Genomic DNA, 20,053 nt, shown 5'->3' on the forward strand with positions numbered 1-20,053 from the left:
GAACGTATGTCCACGACCGGTACCTCCGGGGTTTTCGCGCGCGAGTACGACGCGATCGGGCGAGCGGTCGAGGCGGGCTTCGCCGGCGGGAAGCTGATCGCGGTGTCGTTCCCCGATCGGGTCCCCGAGGACGCCGAGGGCGATCACCCGGTTCTCGACCGGATCGGCGACCACCTCGCGGCGGGCGACGAGCGGTTCGACGACGTCGAGATCGGGCTCACCGTCCCGACCGACGAGCGACGGGTGCTCGAGGCGCTCCGTGAGCTACCCGTCGGAGAGTCCTCGTCAGTGAGTCGGCTCACGCGACTGGCCGGACTCGACGACAACGACGCCGAGGACCTCGAGCTGGTGACGCGGGCGCTCCGCGAGAACCCGCTCCCGATCGTCCTCCCGGACCACCGCGTGGAGGGTGGCCCGTACGCGACCCCCGGGAAGGTCCGGACGACGCTCCGGCGGGTCGAGGGGTTGTAGTCGGCGGGACGGCCGTGCGGATCGCGACGTGCGGTCGCGGCAGTCGTGGCGGGGCGGTCGCGGCGGCCGTGCCGACCCTCTCGCCCGCCACCTCGGCCGTCCCTTCAACAGCCGACGACCGGGTCCGCCTCCTCGCCCTCTGAGAGCGGGTTCTCCTCCTCGCCGACGACCGGCGTCGCGTCACCCGCAGGGCTCGCGTTCATCACACACCAGGCGTTCCCGCGACGCCCGACCCGGCGGAGGTCGAGCCGGACGACGTCGCCGAGGTCGACCTCGTCGAGTAGGTCCTCGAACTCCTCGCCATCGCATTCGACCACGTGAAACGTGCTGTTCCGGGACGGGTCCCGGACCGTCATCGCGTCGTGATCGTTCCGTACCCTGACGACGACGTACCTGCCGCTCCGTTTCATCACGTGTTAACATGCGAAACTACCGGCAATAAATGTTGGGTACGAAAGCATCGGATCCACACGATCGGCTCGGGTTCGACGGCGGCCGTGGACGGGAGAAGCGGAGGGGCCGATCCGGAGAAGGAGGTGGTCGGGGAAGGGCGGACAAAGTATACGGTCCTCCGGTCTGGAGTACCCGTATGGACGACGCCGGGGCCGACGGCCGGCACGCGAGGGATCCGTCCGGCGGCGAGGAGACGATCGATCCGCCGGAGGCGTTCCGCGAATCGGCCGCCGTCGCCGACGCCGACGTGTACGACTCGTTCGCGACCGACTGGCCCGACGCGTGGCGGGCAGCCGCCGACCTGCTCGAGTGGGAGCGCTACCCCGAGACGGTGCTCGACGACGGCGATCCCCCCTTCTACGAGTGGTTCCCCGACGGCCGGCTCAACGCCTCGGTCAACTGTCTCGACCGCCACCTCGAGGAGCGGCGCAACCAGCTGGCGATCCGCTGGTTCGGCAAGCGCGGCGAGCGCCGGTCGTACACCTACGCGGACCTCCATCGCGAGGTGAACGCCGCCGCCGCGGGGCTCCGGGAGTTGGGCGTCGGCGAGGGCGACGTGGTCACCCTCTACCTCCCGATGATCCCGGAGCTGCCGGTCGTCATGCTCGCGTGTGCGCGCATCGGCGCGCCCCACAACGTCGTCTTCGCCGGACTCTCGGCGGAGGCGCTCGCGACGCGGATCGACGCGGCTGACTCCGGATATCTGATCACGTGTGACGGCTACTATCGGCGGGAGGACGCGTTCAACCAGAAGTCGCGCGCGGACAACGCCCGGCTCCGGGCCGACGCCGACCTCGCGGCGACGGTCGTCGTCGACCGCCTCGGCGACGAGCTCGAGATACCCCTCGGCGAGAACGAACACGATTACGGGACGCTGATCGGAGAACACGAGGGCGAGACGGTGGAGCCGGTCGCCCGCGACGCGACCGACCTGCTCTTCGTGATGTACACCTCGGGAACCACCGGGCGACCGAAGGGCGTCGAGCACGCCACGGGCGGCTACCTCTCGCACGTCGCGTGGACGACCCGGAACGTCCTCGACGTCCGGCCGGACGACACCTACTGGTGTGCCGCCGACATCGGCTGGATCACCGGCCACTCCTACGGGGTGTACGGCCCGCTCTCGGTCGGGACGACGACGGTGCTCTACGAGGGATCGCCCGACTACCCCGACCGCGACCGCGTGTGGGACCTGATCGAACGCAACGCGGTCAGCGTCTTCTACACATCTCCCACCGCGATCCGCTCGTTCATGAAGTGGGGGGTGGAGTACCCGGAGGCCCACGACCTCTCCTCGATCCGGCTGCTCGGAACCGTCGGCGAGTCGATCACGCCGAAGGCGTGGCGGTGGTACCACGAGCACGTCGGCGGGGGCGACGTCCCCGTCGTCGACACCTGGTGGCAGACGGAGACCGGCGCGATCACGCTGGCGACGCTGCCGGGCGTCACGCCGATGAAGCCCGGGAAGGTCGGCCCGCCGCTGCCGGGGATCGACGCCCGCGTCGTCGATCGCGACGGCGACCCCGTCGAGCCGGGCGAGACCGGCTATCTGACGCTCGCGTCGCCGTGGCCCGGCATGCTCCGCGGACTGCGCGAGGGTGACGAGCGGTACCGGCGGGAGTACTGGGTCGAAGGCGAGGACGGGTGGCGCTACCGCACCGGCGACGGCGCGACCGTCGACGAGGACGGGTACGTGACGATCCTGGGTCGCGTCGACGACGTGATCAACGTCCGGGCCCACCGCTTCAACACCGCCGAGCTGGAGTCGGCGATCGTCGCCGTCGACGGCGTCACCGAGGCGGCGGTCGTCGGCGACGACGACGGGGGCGTCGTGGGGTACGTGACGACCCGCGGCGACGTGGACCCCGACGCCGCCCTCCGGGAGGCGATCACGGCGGAGGTCGCCGGCGTCGTCGCGGAGGTCGCCCGGCCCGACCGGATCGTCTTCACCCCCGAGCTTCCGAAGACCCGGTCCGGCAAGATCATGCGTCGACTGCTGGAGGACATCGCCCGCGGCGAGGAGTTCGGGGACGTGAGCGCGCTGCGGAACCCCGAGGTCGTCGGCGAGATCGAGTCCACCGTTCGCGACGGGGAGTGATTTCGTATGCAGAGTGAGAAGCGAAACGAGATATCGTCCTCTAAGGAGGGGATCGATCGAGGCTGTGGCCGATCTCGGTTTGCGAGCCGTGTACCGACCAGCTATCACAAGAATCTAGTTTCGGTCCATCGGAGAGATACGAAACGAATGGCCGAGACGATCCCCTCCGAAGCGTACGACGCGCTGGTGACGGCGGCGGAGACGCATCGGGCGGCGATCGTCGTCCGGCTCGCCGGAGAGGCCGGCCTCCGTACCGCCGAGATCACGCGCGTCCGCCCCCGTGACCGCCGGGAGTCGGAGTCGACCCCCGGGACGTATCTCCTTTCGGTCCCGACGGAGGACCGGGCTGGGACCGACCGCGAGACCGTGATCCCGGCGTCGCTTTCCGCGGCGCTCCGGCGGTACGCCGAAAGCGAGGGGATCGCGTCCGACGAGCCGTTCGTGGACGTCTCCACGCGTCGCGTCCAGATGCTGGTGCGCGAGACCGCCGAGCGGGCCGGGGAGCGTCGGAACGACCCGTCCCTGGCGTCGGTCACGCCACGGGATCTGCGGCGCGTCTTCGCCCGACGGCTGCTCGTCGACCGCGGGGTCGACCCGCACGTGGTCCGCGAGGCGGGCGGGTGGAAGACGATGGACGCGTTGGATCCCCACCTGGACCCGCTCGACGGGGAGGCGATCGCCACGGCGGTCGCCGGGGGCGATCGAGTTTCCGTGCCCGACCGGATCGATGGGGCCGACCGGAACGATGGGGGCGCTCGGATCGATGGGAGCGCTCGGATCGACGGGAGCCCTCGGGTCGACGGCGACGAAGGATCGCGCGCCTATCGATCCGGATCCGACGGGGAATCCCCGCTCCTCGCCGCATTTGAGGCGATCGTGGACGCTCCCGGCGGAGAGACGTCGTTCGAGGCGGTCGTCGAGCGGGTGACCGACGGGGAACGCTGGCGGGGGGCGTGCGTCGTCCGCGGCCGATCGACGGGCGGACGGAGCGACGACTTCCTCGCGGCTGCCGGGGACGTGGAGCCGAGCTCGGTTCCGGCGGCGGTGACCGTGCCGGCCGAGACGGACGGCTCGGATCCGCCGTGGAACGCGACGATCGCGGATCGGGAGACGACGACCGCCGGGGCGGCCGGGCCGGTCGTCGACGAGGAGGGGAACCAGCAGGGAGACGAAGCGGCCTGGATCGCGGCCCCGATCGCGTATCGCGGGACCGCCTACGGAACGCTGTGTCTCCTCGCGGCCGACGCGCCGGTGACGCCGACGGAACGACGGGCGGTCGGGGCGCTCGGACGCTGTCTCGGCTGGGCGGTCGCGGCCGGGCGGTGGCGGGAACTGCTCCACTCGGACGCGGTCACGGAAGTCGAGTTCCGCACGTCGTCGTCGGCAGCGTTCCTCGCGTCGGCGAGCGCCGCGCTCGACTGCCGGATCGAACTCGATTCGACGGTCGCGGTCTCGGCGGCGGCCTCGCGGTGGTATCTCCGCGTGACTGGGGCCGGGACCCGGGCGGTCGCCGACGCGGTCGAGGGGACGACGGGCGCGTCCGAGATACGGGTGATCGAGACCCGCCAGGACGGGTGTTCCGTGTCGGTTCGAGTGACCGGCGGGTCGTTCGTCCGGACGTTGACCGAGCGCGGCGCGGCGGTCGACGACGCGGTCGCGACGGAGGGAGAGGTCCGAGTCGTCGCGGCCCTCCCCGACGGTACCGACGTCCGCCGGATCGCGGACGGGCTCCGGGGGTCGTTCCCGGACGCGCGGCTCGTGAGCAAGGAGTCGGTCGCGCGCTCCCCCCGAACCGAGTCGGCGTTACGGGAGGGCGTCGCCGACCGACTCACCGACCGCCAGTGGGCGACGCTGTCGGCGGCGTATCACAGCGGCTACTTCGACTGGCCGCGGGGAAGCACGGCCGAGGAGGTCGCGGACGCCATGGACGTCTCCTCGCCGACGTTCCACAACCACCTCCGGAAGGCGGAGCGAGCCCTCCTCGAGACGCTCTTCGAGGAGCGTGATGGACGGGATCGCGACCGTCGCGATGGACGGGCCCCCCCGTGAACGCTCTCCGGAGTCGACCCCTCGGCTCCGGCTCCGACCATCGATCCCGCCTCCCCGCCCGTATCCTTCACGATTTTTCGTATTTAGGGTGGTTGTTTATGTAGGCCCTTTCGGAGTATACGATCGGACCCATGACAGAGGAAGACGGACAACTGGAAGCGAGACTGGCGGAACAGGAGGTGTTCGAGCCGTCCGACTCGTTCGTCGAGCAGGCGAACGTATCGGACGCGGACATCTACGAGACGTTCGACGAGAACTGGCCGCAGTGTTGGGAGGCCGCCGCGTCGCTGCTCGACTGGGAGACGGACTACGATCAGGTGCTCGACGACGACGACCCGCCCTTCTACGAGTGGTTCACGGGCGGGGAGCTGAACGCCTCGGCGAACTGCCTCGACCGACACCTCGAGGAGCGCGGCGACGAGGCCGCCATCGAGTGGGTCGGCGAGCCCGTCGACGAGGAGAACCGCACGTACACCTACGAGGAGCTCCACCGCGAGGTCAACGAGTTCGCGGCCGCGCTACGGGACATGGGCGTCGAGGAGGACGACGTGGTCACGATGTACATGCCGATGATCCCGGAGCTGCCGGTCGCGATGTTGGCGTGTGCACGCATCGGCGCGCCCCACAGCGTCGTCTTCGCGGGGTTCTCCGCGGAGGCGCTCGCGACGCGAATGAACTCGGCCGACTCCGAGTACCTGATCACGTGTGACGGCTACTACCGGCGTGGCGACCCGCTCGACCACCTCGAGAAGGCCAACGAGGGGCTCGCGAACGTCGACCACGGGACCACGACCGTCGTCGTCGACCGACTCGGCCCCAACGACGACGACTTCGGCCACGACCTCGGCGACGACCAGCTCGACTACGGGAACCTCGTCGAGGAGCACGCCGGCGCGGAGGTCGACCCCGTCACCCGGGACGCCGAGGACATGCTCTTCCTGATGTACACCTCCGGGACGACCGGGAAACCGAAGGGCGTGAAACACACCACGGGCGGCTATCTCTCGTGGGTCTCGTGGACCTCGCAGGCGGTACTGGACGTCAAACCCGAGGACACGTACTTCTGTTCGGCCGACATCGGCTGGATCACGGGTCACTCCTACATCGTCTACGGACCGCTCGCGCTCGGAACGACGACGATGATGTACGAGGGGACGCCCGACCACCCCGACCGTGATCGCCTCTGGGAGGTCGTCGAGGAGTACGAGGCGACCCAGCTGTACACCGCGCCGACCGCGATCCGCGCGTTCATGAAGTGGGGTTCGGAGTACCCGGACGCTCACGACCTCTCGAGTCTCCGACTGCTCGGGACCGTCGGCGAGCCGATCAATCCGCGCGCCTGGAAGTGGTACTACAAGCACATCGGCGACGAGGACTGTCCCGTCGTCGACACGTGGTGGCAGACCGAGACGGGCGGAATGATGATCACCACCCTGCCGGGCGTCAAGGACATGAAGCCCGGTTCCGCGGGTCCGCCGTTGCCGGGGCTCGACGTGGAGATCCTCGACACTAGAGGCGAGGAGATCGAGGCCGGACAGGCCGGCTACCTCACCGTTCAGAAGCCGTGGCCCGGAATGCTCCGGACGCTGTACAAGAACGACGAGCGGTTCATCGAGGAGTACTGGGCGGAGTACTCCGACACGGACTCGAACGACCCCGACGACTGGGTGTACTTCCCCGAGGACGGCGCGAAGATCGACGAGGACGGCTACATCACCGTTCTCGGCCGCGTCGACGACGTGATCAACGTCTCCGGCCACCGGCTCGGCACGATGGAGATCGAGTCGGCGATCGTCGGCGTCGAGGGGGTCGCCGAGGCCGCGGTCGTCGGCGGGAACCACGACATCAAGGGCGAGGCCGTCTACGCCTACGTGATCACGGAGGACGGCTACGAGGGGAACGTCGAACTCCGCGAGCGGATCGTCGCGGGCGTCGAGGACGCCATCGGTCCGATCGCCCGCCCCGAGCGGATCGTCTTCAGCCCGGACCTCCCGAAGACCCGGTCGGGAAAGATCATGCGGCGACTGCTCGAGAATATCGCCGACGGCGAGGAGATCGGCAACACCAGCACGCTTCGTAACCCCGAGATCGTCGAGGAGATCCAAGCCAAAGCGAACGACGACTGACGACCGTTTCTCCGGTCCGGCCCCGTCCGGACCGGATCGCGTTCGACCGAACCGATCCCCGACGCATCGATCGAGGACCATCCGCGAAGACGTACGGATCACATCATGACAGATAACGACATGCACGACCGAGCGAACGCCACCGAGACCGACGGCGGCGTCGCGGCCGGAGCCGCACAGGCACATCGAGACACGAACTACCTCGACTCGGAGGTGAACATCCTCAGCCCGAGCACCCCGTACATGCGCGATCACCTCCGCATCGTCTGGACGGGGTTCGCCGTGTGGGTCCTCGCGATCTGGGGTCCCGTAACGCTGACGAGACTCGCACCCGACGTGATGACGAGCCAGATGCCGATCTTAGCCTTCCCGCTCCACTACTTCCTCGTCGCGTTCGGCGCGCCGACCAGCGCGCTGATCCTCGCGTTCTGGTACTCCCGCAAGCGGGACGCGCTCGACGAGAAGTACGGCATCGATCACGCCCCCGACACGGAGACCGCGAGCGGCGCTGAGGCCGCGGCGACGGACGGAGGACCCGACGAATGACGGGAGCGGTCCTCCTACAGGAGTCCCTCCTTCCGGAGGCGCTCGACATCTCGTTCAAGCTGGCGCCGTCGATCCTCGTGCTCGCGATGTTGGGGCTGTTCCTCACGATCGGCTTCGTCTTCCGCGTCGCCGACACCGACGACATGTGGGTCGCGGGCCGATCCATCGGGAACGTCGAGAACGGGATGGCGATCGGGGCGAACTGGATGTCGGCCGCCTCGTACCTCGGCATGGCGGCGTCGATCGCGTTAGCGGGGTTCTACGGGCTCGTGTACGTCGTCGGCTGGACGACGGGGTATTTCATCCTCCTCATCTTCCTCGCCGCGCAGCTGCGCCGGTTCGGGAAGTACACGGCGCCGGACTTCGTCGGGGACCGATTCAACTCCGACACCGCGCGCGCCATCGCGGCGGTGACGACGTTCCTCATCGGCTTCGTCTACGCCATCGGGCAGGCGAAGGGCATGGCGCTCGTCGGCCTGTACATCTTCGGTGATTACGGCGGACTCATCCCCGGCCTGGACGGCTATCAGGTGATGGTCGTCGCGATGATGGTCGTCACCGTCGGCTACCTGACGCTGTCCGGGATGCTGGGCGCCACGAAGAACCAGGCGGTCCAGTACGTCATCCTCATTCTCGCGTTCATCATCGGACTGTTCGTCGTCGGCTACACCAACGGTTACTCCACGGTGTTGCCGCAGCTCGAGTACGGCGCGCTGATCAATCAGCTCGGCAGCGAGTTCTCCGAGCCGTTCGCGTCCTCGAGTTACTACCTCTGGGTCGCCACCACCTTCTCGCTCATCTTCGGTACCTGCGGTCTGCCGCACGTGCTCGTCCGGTTCTACACGGTCGAAACCGAACGAACGGCTCGATGGTCGACCGTCTGGGGCCTCTTTTTCATCTGTATCCTGTACTGGAGCGCGCCGGCCTTCGCGGCGTTCGGTACGGACCTCTACTCCCAGAACGTCGGCGCGACGTACGGCGATCCCGGCATGACGAGCGCGGCCAGCGAGGTCATCGTCGTGCTGGCGGCACAGCTGTCCGGACTACCGGACTGGTTCGTCGGCATCGTCGCGGCGGGCGGTATCGCCGCGGCGATCGCGACGGTCGCCGGTCTGTTCATCGCCGGATCGTCGGCGATCAGTCACGACATCTACATGAACATCATCAACGAGGACGCGACACAGCGTCAACAGATCCTCGTCGGCCGCCTCTCGATCGTCGCGCTCGGCGCGCTGACCACGCTGGCCGCGCTCAATCCCGCGTCGTCGATCGCTGCGCTCGTGGGATACGCGTTCTCGCTCGCTGGCTCCGTCCTGTTCCCGATGTTCTTCCTCGGCATGTGGTGGGAGAACGCCAATCGACAGGGGGCGCTCGCCGGCATGACGACCGGGCTGACGCTCTGGTCCGTCCCGATGATCAACGAGATCGTCCCGACGTACATCGGATCGCTCGAGGCGCCGCTGTCGGCGGGACTGGCCCAGTGGATGCCCGCCATCGGCTCGGCGCTGATCACCCTCCCGGTCGTGTTCGTGGTCACCATCGTCGTCTCGATGGCGACCGACGAGCCGTCGCTCGAAACGAAGCGGATCGTCCGGCAGTGTCACAGCCCCGAGCCGATGGGGCAACAGGAGACCGCCGAGGACGTCGTCGCCGACGGCGGCGAGGAGGTGGCGACCGACGGTGGCCGCGCAGTCGACGACGCGGGCACCGACGGCGACCACACGACGGACGAGGCAACTGACGACGCGGCCACGGAGGAGTGATCCATGTACGAACGCATCCTGATTCCCACGGACGGAAGCGACGTCGCGGAGGCGGCCGTCGACCACGCGCTCGACCTCGCGGAGCAGTACGACGCCGAGGTTCACGCGCTGTACGTGGTCGACATCGACTCCGTGAACTTCAGTCTCGGAACCGAACAGGTCGACCGGCTCAAACAGGGTCGGTTCGACGAGATGGAGGAGCTGAAGGAGCGGGCGGACGAGGCGACCGGCGTGGTCGCCGGGCGTGGATCCGAACGGGGCGTCGACGTCGTCGAGCACGTCTCGGGCGGCCGGCCGCACAAGGTGATCGCCGACTACGCCGAGGACCACGGGATCGACCTCATCGTGATGGGGAGCCACGGCAGGGCCGGCGTCCGGCGTGCGCTCCTCGGGAGCGTCACGGAGCGTACGCTGCGCTCGACGCACGTCCCCGTCCTCGTCGTCGACTACGTCGACGAGGACTGACTCGCGGCCCTGGACGGCTTCCGCCCCGCGACCGGGCGTCGATCCGTCTCCCGCCGTCGACGCGTTTCGCTTCCGGAACACCGACGTACCCCGACCGACACGCTCACGCATGACCGGGACCGAACCGACCGATGAACCGGACGAGGACACCCTCCTCGACCGCGTCGGGTCGCACGTCCGCGAGAATCGGAACGGCATGCTACAGGACCTCGTGTTCGCGGTCGTGTGGGTGACGCTCACCTCCCTCCTCTACGACTTCGCGTTCGCGAGCGCCCCGCAGTGGGTGCTGTACATGTTCCTGCTCGCCGGGATCCCGGCGTACTTCGGCTTCTTCGTCTCGCTGGAGATGGCGAAGGAACGGCGGTAGTCACCGCGGTTTCAATCGTCGAGCGTCTCGGCGGACGCCTCGGCGTTCTCCTCGTCGTCTCCGACCGCGACGGAGGAGTCCGCGTCCGGGTCGATCGCCGTCTCCCCGGGTTCGTCGATGACCCCCTCCGTCCACGTTCCCCGCCGGAACCACGCCACGCCGAGGACGAACGAGACGACCGCGGCCGTCGTGTACGCCCACCAGAGCCCCTCGACTCCCCAGGCGAGTCCCGTGTAACCGACCTCGAAGGCGGGGACGGCGAGCGGGCCGACGGAGAACCCGCCGAGGGTGACGCTCACGGCTCCGAACGCTAAGAGTGCGGCGACCGGGATCCGGAAGATCCACCGCGAGAGCAGCGACAGCGCCATCGCCACCTTGGTGTGACCCGCGCCGCGGAACGCGCCCTGGATAACCATGAGGCCGCCGAAGAAGGCCCACGAGAGCGCGACGATCCGCAGGAATCCGATCCCCTCCGCGATCGTCGCCGGGTCGTCGACGAAGACGCCCATCGCGACTCCCGGAAACACCCAGACGAGTCCGCCGGCCACCGCGAGCAGCCCCATCGTCCCGGCGGTGGCCGCGCGCGTGACTGCGGCCGCACGGTCGGGCGTTTCCGCGCCGAGGTTCTGTCCCACGCCGGTCGCGGTCGCCTGGCCGACCGCGCCGGCGACGCCCCACGAGATCGACATCAGTCGGACGCCGATGCCGTACGCGGCCGTCGCGGCCGGACCGAACCGCGCGACGAGCGCCGCCATCGCGACCGCCGCAAACGACCGCGCCCATCCGTCGAGCGTCCCCGGATATCCCACATCGATCAGCTTCCGCAGGATCTCGGGGTTGGGCCGGAGGTCGCGGACGTAGAGCTTCACGCCCCAGTCACCCCGGAGCAGGATCCAGATCCCGACCGCGGTCGCGAACAGGCGGGCGATGAACGTCGCGATCGCGGCCCCACGGGTCCCCATTGCCGGGATCGGCCCCCAGCCGAGGATGAAGACGGGGTCGATGACGATGTTGAGCGCCGCGGAGATCGCGACGAGCCACATCGCGGTCCGCGTGTCGCCGGCTCCCTGGAGCGACGCGCGGAACGCGAAGAAGAGGAAGGTGAGCGGCAGCGTGAGGAAGATCACCTCGATGTACGCGAGCGACTCCGTGAACACCGCGTCGCGTGCGCCGATCCAGTAGAGCAGCCAGTGACGTGCCGCGAATCCGACGGCCGCGAGGACGACGCTCACGACGATCGCGAGCAACACCGTCTGGGCGACGATCTCGTCCGCCCGGCGGTCCTCGCCCGCGCCGACGTGCTGGGAGACCAAGGCGATCGTCGCGGCGGTGAGCCCCATCGCGGTGGAGACGAACAGCCACGACAGCGGGAACATGAGCGAGACGGCGGCGACCGCGTCGGTGCTCACGCGTCCCACCCAGAACATGTCCGCGAGGTTGTACAGCGTCTGGAGGAGGTTACCGAGCACCAGCGGCCACGCGAGGTCGAACAGCTTCGGGGAGATGGCTCCCGTCGTCATGTCGACCCGGGCGTCGTCGTTTCCCACGGGGAGGTCCGTCCGGCCAGTAGGGCGCATCCGACCTAATCTTTCGGGAGCCGGCGGGGTAAGCGAGGTCGAGGGAGCGAAGCGACCGAGACCTCGTGGCGGAGCGGGGAGCGAAGCGACCCGCGGAGCAAGCTGTCCCGGAGCGAAGCGACCGAGACCTCGCTCACCTCCCGGACACCGGTGCCGCGACCGCAAGGACGAGGACCCGCCCCGACGTCGGACTCGACATGGACGACGAGGAACACGCGAACGACGGGGCGCGCACGGACGGCGGGGTATCGGACGGAAACGACGCGCTCGCGGCGGCGGTGGACGAACGGGTCGACGCGTATCGCGACCGCCTCTTCGAGCTACTCGCCCAACCCAGCGTCTCGACGACCGGGGAGGGAATGGATGTCGCCGCGGATCTGGTGATCGACGTCCTCGAGGACGCCGGGCTCGACGCGGAACGGATCGACACCGAGCGATACCCGCTCGTGTACGCGGAGCGAGGTCCCGTGGGTGACGAGGACGACGCCGACGACACGGGCGACGCTGCCGAGACCGGGGACGACGTGCCGACCGTTCTCTTTTACGGCCACTACGACGTCCAGCCGCCGGGCGACGTCGACGCCTGGGAGTCGCCGGCGTTCGAGCCGACGATCCGCGACGGCTCCATCTACGCCCGCGGTTCGGGCGACAACAAGGGCCAGTTCGCGGCCCACGCGTTCGCGGTCGACGCGCTCCTCGCGGCCGACGCGTTCCCGGACGTGACGGTGAAACTGCTGATCGAGGGCGGCGAGGAGAGCGGGAGCGCCGGGCTCCGCGAGTACCTCCGGAGCCAACCCGACGCCCTCGCCGACGTCGACCTCGTGTACGTCGCCGACGGGCCGCGCCACGCGGTCGCGGGCGAGGACGGCGTCCGCGCGGGCGTGCCGACGTTGATGTACGGCAACCGTGGCGTCCTCTCGGTCCAGGTCGACCTCCGGACCGCGAACACCGACCTCCACTCGGGCAACTTCGGCGGACCGGTCCCCGGCGCGACGAACCGACTCGTCGAACTGCTCGCGTCGATGCGCGCGGACGACGGCGACGGGGTCGACGTCGACGGCTTCCACGACGGGACCGCGATCACCGACGCCGATCGCGAGCTCGTGGCGGCGATCCCCGACGACAGCGAGGCGATCCGCGAGGAACTGGACGTCGACCGCTTCGTCACCGACGACCCCTACTATGAGCGGCTGTTGACCCGCCCGACCATGACGATCAACGGGCTCTCGGGCGGCTACCAGGGCGAGGGGATGAAGACCGTCCTTCCGGCGACGGCGTCGGCGAAGCTCGACTTCCGGCTCGTCCCCAACCAGGACCCCGACGCCGTCTTCGAGGCGGTCCGGAGCCACCTCCGCGAGCGCGAGCCGCGGGTCGAGGTGGCGAAACACGGCACGTTCCCGCCGATGAAGACGCCGGTCGACACGCCGATGGCCGCGCCGGTCCGCGACGCGCTCGAAACGGTGTGGGACGAGGAGGTGGTCGAACTCCCCGTGCTCGGCGGGAGCCTGCCAGCCGCCTACTTCCGCGAGGTGGAGGCGCTCGCGGACGTCCCCGTGCTCGTCGTCCCGTACGCCAACCACGACCAGGGGAACCACTCGCCGAACGAGCACCTCGACGTCGACTGCTTCGAGAACGGGATCCGGACGAGCGCGCGGGTGATCCGGTCGCTCGGCTCGCGCTGATCCCTACGCCACGCGGTTCTCGATCGTCCCGTAGTCGCCGGCTTCCTCGGCCCGTTCGAGGTTGGTCGCGACGATCTCCGCGAGTCGGGCGTAGTACTCGGGCGAGTGACCGGCGTTGTGGGGCGTGATCGACACGTTGTCGAACCCCCACAGGTCGTGGTCGGCCGGGAGCGGCTCCGGATCCGTGACGTCGAGTGCGGCACCCCGGAGGCGGTTCGTTCGGACCGCCGAAAGCAACGCGTCGGTGTCGACGATCGGACCGCGACCGACGTTCACCAGGACCGCGCTCGACGGGAGCGTCTCGAACTCCGCCGTTCCGACCAGCCCCCTCGTCTCCGCCGTGAGCGGGGAGGCGATCACGAGGTAGTCGGTCCGCGAGAGCGCCTCGTGGAACGCGTCGTGGTCGAACCCGATCACTTCGTCGGTCGGACCTCCCTTGTCGGGAGTGTACCGAACGCCGACCGTCTCCACGCCGAACGGCGGCAACCGACGGGCGACCTCCCGACCGATCGCGCCGAGCCCGACGATCGTCACCGTGTCCCCCTTCAGCTCCCGCGACTGGTGGTGGCGCCACTCCCGTTTCTCGTTCTGCCGCCACGACCGATGGAAGTCGCGGGTGAAGACCAGGAGCTGTCCGAGGACGTACTCGGCGATGTTCGGGCCGTGAACGCCCGACCCGTTCGAGACGGCGATGCCGCGCTCGGCGAGCGTCTCGAGCGGGAGGTGACCGGTTCCGGCGGAGGCGCACGCGAAGTACTCCATCGCCTCCGCGGCCTCCAGGACCGCCGGCGGGAGCCGGTGGCCGGTCACCACCGGGGCCCGCCCGACGAGCTCCCGCTCCTCGGCCGGCGTCGCCGCCCGCGCCACCGTCCGATCCGGGAGACGGCTCCGGAGCTCCCGCGCGTACTCCTCGGTGTCCATCCCGTGAGCGCTTCGTCGGAGCACGACCACGTCGGGAGCGTCGGTCATCGGGCGTCACCACGGATTTCAGGAACGGATCCGGTCATACATCCGGATATGGGGCGACAGAAATAAATCCGCGCTCGTGTCGGGAGCGGGACGGGTACACCCAACACTTATATTCTCGTTACGAGAGGCTTCAGGTGCGATGGCGACAGGCAAGGTCGACTTCTTCAACGACACCGGCGGTTACGGATTCATCGAGACTGACGACGCTGACGAGGACGTGTTCTTCCACATGGAGGACGTCGGCGGCCCGGACCTCGAGGAAGGCCAGGAGGTAGAGTTCGATATCGAGGAGGCGGACAAGGGTCCGCGCGCGAAGAACCTCACTCGACTGTAACCGGCGGTTCGACGACCGCTCGGACAGTTCCCGAAACGCGTCCCGCGTATATTACGCCCGCCAGCGGCGGCATCGGTCGCAGACCCTACGAACCGTCCGACCCGTCGAACGGGAACGTCACGCCGGTCGCCTCGACGGAGTACTCCCAGAGCCGGCGCGCGTCCGCGCGGTCGTAGGACGCGTCGTTCGACCGGCCGACGGTCGGGTGCCCGCGCATGTTCATGAAGCCGCCCGGCTCGACGTACGCGCCGCCGTCGACGTCGGCGGTCGCGGCGTACAGCATGGGCTCGGCGCCGACCGCGGCGTCCTGGCCGAGGATCGCGTTCGCGAGCCGCATCCCGACTTTCAAGAGCGGATTACCGCTCTCGCTTGCGGTCCGTAGCTGGAGGTTCGTGTCCGCGTACCCCGGGTGGCAGGCGAGGCTCCTGACGCCGACGCCCTCGCCCGCCGACTCGGCCGCGTCGACCCGGCGCTGGAGCTCGTAGGCGAAGAGCAGATTGGCGAGTTTGCTCCGGCCGTACGCCCTCCACTTCCCGTACGACTCCTCCCAGTTGAGGTCCGAGAAGTCCATCTCGCCCTGCTCGTGAGCCCCCGACGACTGCGTCACGACGCGGGCAGCGCCCTCCCCGCCGACCCCGTCGGCCGCGGTCAGGAGGTCGAAGAGCCGCCCGGTGAGCGCGAAGTGACCGAGGTGGTTGACGCCGAACTGTGTCTCGAAGCCGTCCGCGGTCTCGCTTCGCGGGATCGCCATGACGCCGGCGTTGTTACAGAGGACGTCGACCGCGTCGTAGTCGGCGGAGAGATCCCGAGCAAAGGACGCCACCGAGTCGAGCGAGGCGAGATCACACTCCCGGACGTCGAGGTCGGGAGCGACATCCGAATCACGAGACTGCGCGCGTATCTCGTCGGCCGCGTGCTCGCCCCGCTCGACGCTCCGGCACGCCATCACGACGGTCGCGCCCTTCCGGGCAAACGCCCGGGTCCCCTCGAATCCGAGCCCGCTGTTGGCTCCGGTGACGACCACCTTCTTCCCGTCCAGCCGCGGCATCTCGTTCGCCGTCCATACGGCCATGATCGACCGTAGGGGTTTCACGGGCAGAAACCTGTCGACGGGCGAACCGATGCCCGTGGGGACTGCTCCGGACCGGGCGATGACTCCCCGCGATCAGGTCTCCTCGAACCCGCTCAGCACCACGGTCACCGCGTCCTTGGACGGGACGTCGCGGACGCCGTACTCGGTCGGGTGCTGCCGTTCGTGGGGATACGCATCCGGCTGGGGAACCTCGTACGTCTCGTTCCCCTCGAACTCCCGAAGGAATTCCCGCGTGATCATCGGCTCGACGAACGCCAACCGCGACCCGCCGGCGTCGCCGACGAACCCCTGGATGAGGGTGTTGTCGAAGGCCTCCGGGTCGCCCGGCTCGCCCGGCGCGTCCGGGAGTTCGGGCGCGTCTTCCGGCGCGGTGTGTTCGCCCATGTCCGTGATGTAGCGCTGGTCGGCGACCGGATCCGGGGACCGGGCGTATCCCTCGGGGAGCTGGTCGTAATCGAAGTTCGTCTCCGTCACCTTCCCGTCGGGGTCCGGATCCGGGCTATCGGGCGTGTACTCCCCGTTCCCGGTGTCGTACGGCGGGAGTCGTGGGCCCTCGACGCTGTCGACCGTCGCCGGATCGAGCATGTGGAAGTGGATGTCGAAGTGCGGCCTGAGCCACGCCCCCGCCCCGCCGAAGTGGCCGCCCGGATTCCAGTTGAGTCCCAGGAACGTGAACGGCGTCCGCTCCGCTGCCGGGAACGGGACGAAGAACTGTAGTGACTGCTTGAAATGGACCTTCGTCGCCTGTCCGCCGACGCGGTACTTGTCCGTCTCGGCCCGGTTGTCGGCTGCTGCGAGATCGTCGGCGCTCGGCAACCCCTCCAGTGCCGACCGTTCAAACTCGACGCCGTGATGTTTCGGATTCCCCGACGGCGTCTCGGTGGTGAACGTCCGAACTTCACCGTTTCCGAGGTTGACGCTACCCCCGTACTCGGTGATCCCCTTCGGCGGGAATCCGTTTCCACCGCCGTTTCCGCCGGCGTTCCCACCACCGTTTCCGCCTCGTCCGTTTCCAGGTGCGCCCGCGACCACCCCGGATCCGCCGACGAGGGCGGAGCCGACGACCGCTGACCGGATGAAGGCTCGTCGTCCAGTAGTTCGCTGTCGATCCGACCGCTCGTCCGTGTGTTCCTCGAACATGGTTCCTCGTTGCGGCCCGGATACGGCCATGTATCCAGTTACCGTACAACACACGTCAACATGCCGAAACGATATGAAAGTGATGGATAAAACGAGAATTAGATTCGTCGAAACAATGGTATTGATGATGCCGTTTGGAATCCGCCCGTCCGTCCAGGCCGCGAATCGTCGATTCTGATGTATGGATCGAAGCCGGTCCAACGTTCGTTCGATCAGCAACGTTCGTTAAAGACTTATGATGGCTCCCGACGTATCATCGAGACGCAATGACGAAGGACATCCTGATGATCGTCGGCGACTTCGGAGAGGACTACGAGATCATGGTCCCGTTCCAGACCCTGCAGGCGGTCGGCCACCGCGTCGACGCGGTGTGTCCGGACAGGGAGGAAGGCGAGACGGTCAAGACCGCGATCCACGACTTCCGCGGCGACCAGACGTACCTCGAGGAGCGCGGACACGACTTCGCGCTGACGGCGACGATGGACGAGGTCGACCCCGCCGACTACGACGCGCTCGTCGTCCCGGGCGGTCGTGCGCCCGAGTACCTCCGAACCCACGAGGAAGTGATCGAGACGGTCCAGCACTTCTTCGAGGCGGAGAAACCGGTGGTGGCGCTGTGTCACGGCCCGCAGATACTCGCGGCGGCGGGCGTCCTCGACGGCTACGAGATGACCGCCTACCCGGCGGTTCGCCCCGAGGTCGAGGCCGCGGGCTGTTCGTGGGTCGACGGCGTCGTTCGGGACGGCAACCTCGTCACGGGCCAGGCGTGGCCGGACCATCCGGAGTGGCTCGCCGAGTTCATCGACCTCCTCGGCGACGAGATCACGCACGGCGACCCGGTGGCGACGGCCGACGACTGATCGCGGTCGTCCCCGACCGGTCGTCTTTTCGCGGTCGTCTCCGGTGGTCGCCACGAAACCGTCGGTCCGAGACGACGATCGGGTTACAACTTAAGACGCTTCGGGTCCGATGTTTCGGCATCCATGAGCACCGCCGACGCGGGAAAGCCGAACCTGTACGTCGTTCGAAACGAGCCGAATCCGGACCGGGAGTACCACTGTGACGCGCTGGCGTCGTGGTTTCCCGACGCCACGGAGGTGGACTTCGTCGCGGGCGAGCGCGTCCCGCTCGAGGAGGCTGACGGCGTCGTCCTCACCGGGAGCACCGCGGGCGTCTACGAGGTCGACGACCGCCCGTGGATCGCCGAGGCGGAGGAGTTCGTCCGCGATCTCGTCGACCGAGGGATCCCGACGCTCGGCGTCTGTTTCGGCCATCAGGTCGTGAACTCCGCGCTCGGCGGGACGGTCGAGCAGGTCGAGACGACCCACGCGCTCGTCGAGGCCGACCTGGGCGACGACCCGATCTTCGACGGAGTCGCCCCGGTCGTCGTCGCCCTCCACGGCGACGCCGTCACGGAACTCGGCGACGGGTTGGAGGTGCTCGCCTCGGCCGACCACGCCCGGATCTTCGGCACGCGCCACCGGACCGCGCCGCTGTGGACCGTGCAGTTCCACCCGGAGATCGAGGCCGAACACCGCGAGGCGATCCGCGAGGCGGGCGACTGGGACGAACGGGAGTTCTCCTTCGCGGACGTCACGCCGGGGCGGGTCTTCGAGAACTTCGAGCGGCTCGTCGCGGAGCGGACGACCGCCGCCGCGTCGGAAACGCGCTCGGCCGTCGAGACGGCCGGAACGCCGGAGTAGGTCGGTGCTATCGGTGGTGCTCGGTCCCCCGTGTCCGCTCACGAGAGGAACCGGTCGCTGACGTCCTCGTCCGGGATCATACACTGGTCCTTCCGCCCGAACCAGTCGTACCGGTTGTCCGCGACGAACTCGTACAGCCGGTCGCGGAGCGGACGCGGGACGATCCGGCCCACCCCCGCGATCCGGTAGGGCCAACCGAGCAGCTCCGCGATCCGGATCGCGGCCCCCGACTTGGTGTAGGTCCGCTCGCCCTCGACGAGAACAAACGAGTCGAACTCCTCCGTCGGGAAGTCGTGTCGTTCCAGCAGCGCCTGGCCGGCCTCCGACTGCAACGCGGCGTACTTGAGCCGTCCCTCCGGGTCGCGCGGGATCAGGAACTGGATGACCCCGTTACAGAGGTTACAGACCCCGTCGAAGAGGACGACGGGCGTCTCCGGCGGGCTCGCTGCGGCTTCGTCGGCCGGGTCCGTGGCGTCTTCCGGGAGGTCCGTGGCGCCTTCCGATGCCATCTCAGCTCACCTCCGCGGCCCGCCGGCTCCGCGAGGCCGTCACGTCCACCCCGGGGCTGTAGTAGCGCACGGGCTCCTCGTCCGGCCGACGGAACCCGTTCGCCCGGAGCAGCGTGTCGATCTCGACGGTCGCCGCCGCGGGGTAGAGCGTCCACGGGTCGTGGTCCACGTCGGTGTATCGGACCGATCCGTCCGGGGCCTCGGTGTAGAACCGGTAGCGCTCCACGAGGAACGTCGCGAGCGGGTCCGAGGGGGCCTCGAAGGGCTCGCCGGTCGGCCAGTAGGTCGCCTCGTATCGGGCGGGGCGGTCGCCGGGGTGTCGCCGGCGGCTGTCGAACGCGACCCGGCCGTCGTTCCACTCGAGGGAGATCCGGGCGTAGTAGTAGGGAAGGTGGTGGAACGCCCGCGCGCCGAGGACGCTCGCGAGCCCCTGTGCGTCGAGGCTGAAGAAGTAGACGCTCGGCACGCCGTCGTGGGTGACGTACGTCCGGACGTTCACCTCCGGCAGCCGCACGCCGAGCGACCGCGGGAGTCCCTCCGGCCGCACGGCGACGTTGGTGAAGGGGATCACGGAGAGCCACGCCGAGCCGTCGTGCTCGTCGGGCTCGAGGGCCTCGGGGAGGTGTGCCGCCACGAGCTCCGGGTCGACCGGCCAGCTCTCGAACAGCAGGTGTCGCCAGCCCATCTCCAACGGAAGAACCATGGTCG

General features: G+C 68.8%; 19 protein-coding genes. 12 read left to right on the plus strand and 7 right to left on the minus strand.

The features are described 5' to 3' along the window. Nucleotides 1-6 precede the first annotated feature (6 nt). Nucleotides 7-471 (plus strand): MGMT family protein, encoded by a 465-nt coding sequence (locus OKW78_RS03525; protein WP_281193921.1) that lies wholly within the window; start codon nucleotides 7-9, stop codon nucleotides 469-471. Nucleotides 472-575: 104 nt separating this feature from the next. Here the strand turns inward: OKW78_RS03525 and OKW78_RS03530 are convergent, their stop codons facing one another. Next, complete coding sequence (locus tag OKW78_RS03530; RefSeq protein ID WP_321169318.1) at nucleotides 576-884, minus strand: hypothetical protein; 309 nt, start codon at nucleotides 882-884, stop codon at nucleotides 576-578. A 176-nt stretch (nucleotides 885-1,060) separates the two neighbouring features. Between OKW78_RS03530 and acs (OKW78_RS03535) the strand changes: the two genes are divergently transcribed. From acs (OKW78_RS03535) to OKW78_RS03565, 7 genes are all read left to right on the plus strand, one after another. Beyond that, the gene (acs, locus tag OKW78_RS03535; RefSeq protein ID WP_281193922.1) at nucleotides 1,061-3,022 is read left to right on the plus strand and encodes an acetate--CoA ligase; all 1,962 of its coding nucleotides are present in this window, start codon (nucleotides 1,061-1,063) and stop codon (nucleotides 3,020-3,022) included. 147 nt (nucleotides 3,023-3,169) lie between these two features. Further along, the gene (locus OKW78_RS03540) at nucleotides 3,170-5,071 is read left to right on the plus strand and encodes a bacterio-opsin activator domain-containing protein (RefSeq protein WP_281193923.1); all 1,902 of its coding nucleotides are present in this window, start codon (nucleotides 3,170-3,172) and stop codon (nucleotides 5,069-5,071) included. A 131-nt stretch (nucleotides 5,072-5,202) separates the two neighbouring features. Continuing rightward, nucleotides 5,203-7,197, plus strand: coding sequence for an acetate--CoA ligase (gene acs / locus OKW78_RS03545; RefSeq protein WP_281193924.1), 1,995 nt, complete (start codon nucleotides 5,203-5,205; stop codon nucleotides 7,195-7,197). A gap of 105 nt (nucleotides 7,198-7,302) precedes the next feature. Then, on the plus strand, nucleotides 7,303-7,743 hold the full coding sequence (locus tag OKW78_RS03550) for a DUF4212 domain-containing protein (protein WP_281193925.1): 441 nt from the start codon (nucleotides 7,303-7,305) through the stop codon (nucleotides 7,741-7,743). Continuing rightward, the gene (locus OKW78_RS03555; RefSeq protein ID WP_281193927.1) at nucleotides 7,740-9,506 is read left to right on the plus strand and encodes a VC_2705 family sodium/solute symporter; all 1,767 of its coding nucleotides are present in this window, start codon (nucleotides 7,740-7,742) and stop codon (nucleotides 9,504-9,506) included. The genes OKW78_RS03550 and OKW78_RS03555 overlap by 4 nt, the downstream gene beginning before the upstream one ends. Before the next feature lie 3 nt (nucleotides 9,507-9,509). Continuing rightward, the gene (locus OKW78_RS03560) at nucleotides 9,510-9,971 is read left to right on the plus strand and encodes a universal stress protein (protein WP_281193928.1); all 462 of its coding nucleotides are present in this window, start codon (nucleotides 9,510-9,512) and stop codon (nucleotides 9,969-9,971) included. 109 nt (nucleotides 9,972-10,080) lie between these two features. After that, a complete protein-coding gene (locus OKW78_RS03565) occupies nucleotides 10,081-10,338 on the plus strand; it encodes a hypothetical protein (protein WP_281193929.1) in 258 nt (85 codons plus the stop codon). An 11-nt stretch (nucleotides 10,339-10,349) separates the two neighbouring features. Here OKW78_RS03565 and OKW78_RS03570 read toward each other — a convergent pair whose 3' ends face one another. Then, nucleotides 10,350-11,858, minus strand: a complete 1,509-nt coding sequence (locus OKW78_RS03570; protein ID WP_281194143.1) for an MATE family efflux transporter — start codon at nucleotides 11,856-11,858, stop codon at nucleotides 10,350-10,352. Between the two features lie 254 nt (nucleotides 11,859-12,112). Here OKW78_RS03570 and OKW78_RS03575 point away from each other — a divergent pair, with 254 nt between their 5' ends. Then, on the plus strand, nucleotides 12,113-13,597 hold the full coding sequence (locus OKW78_RS03575; protein ID WP_281193930.1) for a M20/M25/M40 family metallo-hydrolase: 1,485 nt from the start codon (nucleotides 12,113-12,115) through the stop codon (nucleotides 13,595-13,597). Between the two features lie 3 nt (nucleotides 13,598-13,600). Here the strand turns inward: OKW78_RS03575 and OKW78_RS03580 are convergent, their stop codons facing one another. Further along, nucleotides 13,601-14,566, minus strand: a complete 966-nt coding sequence (locus OKW78_RS03580) for a D-2-hydroxyacid dehydrogenase (protein WP_281193931.1) — start codon at nucleotides 14,564-14,566, stop codon at nucleotides 13,601-13,603. A 139-nt stretch (nucleotides 14,567-14,705) separates the two neighbouring features. On the opposite strand from OKW78_RS03580, the gene OKW78_RS03585 reads away from it, so the two are divergent. Continuing rightward, on the plus strand, nucleotides 14,706-14,900 hold the full coding sequence (locus tag OKW78_RS03585) for a cold-shock protein (protein ID WP_007999482.1): 195 nt from the start codon (nucleotides 14,706-14,708) through the stop codon (nucleotides 14,898-14,900). Nucleotides 14,901-14,985: 85 nt separating this feature from the next. On the opposite strand, the gene OKW78_RS03590 is transcribed toward OKW78_RS03585, so the two are convergent. Then, nucleotides 14,986-15,972 (minus strand): oxidoreductase, encoded by a 987-nt coding sequence (locus OKW78_RS03590; protein ID WP_281193932.1) that lies wholly within the window; start codon nucleotides 15,970-15,972, stop codon nucleotides 14,986-14,988. 93 nt (nucleotides 15,973-16,065) lie between these two features. Further along, complete coding sequence (locus OKW78_RS03595; protein ID WP_281193933.1) at nucleotides 16,066-17,133, minus strand: hypothetical protein; 1,068 nt, start codon at nucleotides 17,131-17,133, stop codon at nucleotides 16,066-16,068. Nucleotides 17,134-17,399: 266 nt separating this feature from the next. Here OKW78_RS03595 and OKW78_RS03600 point away from each other — a divergent pair, with 266 nt between their 5' ends. Together OKW78_RS03600 and OKW78_RS03605 are read left to right on the plus strand one after the other, a co-directional pair. After that, nucleotides 17,400-17,993, plus strand: a complete 594-nt coding sequence (locus OKW78_RS03600) for a DJ-1/PfpI family protein (RefSeq protein WP_281193934.1) — start codon at nucleotides 17,400-17,402, stop codon at nucleotides 17,991-17,993. A gap of 123 nt (nucleotides 17,994-18,116) precedes the next feature. Further along, nucleotides 18,117-18,836, plus strand: coding sequence for a type 1 glutamine amidotransferase (locus tag OKW78_RS03605; RefSeq protein WP_281193935.1), 720 nt, complete (start codon nucleotides 18,117-18,119; stop codon nucleotides 18,834-18,836). Nucleotides 18,837-18,874: 38 nt separating this feature from the next. On the opposite strand, the gene OKW78_RS03610 is transcribed toward OKW78_RS03605, so the two are convergent. Together OKW78_RS03610 and OKW78_RS03615 are read right to left on the minus strand one after the other, a co-directional pair. Continuing rightward, nucleotides 18,875-19,345 carry a thiol-disulfide oxidoreductase DCC family protein gene (locus OKW78_RS03610; RefSeq protein ID WP_281193936.1) on the minus strand — a complete coding sequence of 157 codons (471 nt, stop codon included), beginning with the start codon at nucleotides 19,343-19,345 and terminating at the stop codon, nucleotides 18,875-18,877. Between the two features lies 1 nt (nucleotide 19,346). Next, nucleotides 19,347-20,048, minus strand: coding sequence for a YqjF family protein (locus OKW78_RS03615; RefSeq protein ID WP_281193937.1), 702 nt, complete (start codon nucleotides 20,046-20,048; stop codon nucleotides 19,347-19,349). Between the last annotated feature and the right edge of the window lie 5 nt (nucleotides 20,049-20,053).

The sequence above is a fragment of the Halorubrum sp. F4 genome (genome assembly GCF_027257195.1).
Lineage (GTDB): Archaea > Halobacteriota > Halobacteria > Halobacteriales > Haloferacaceae > Halorubrum.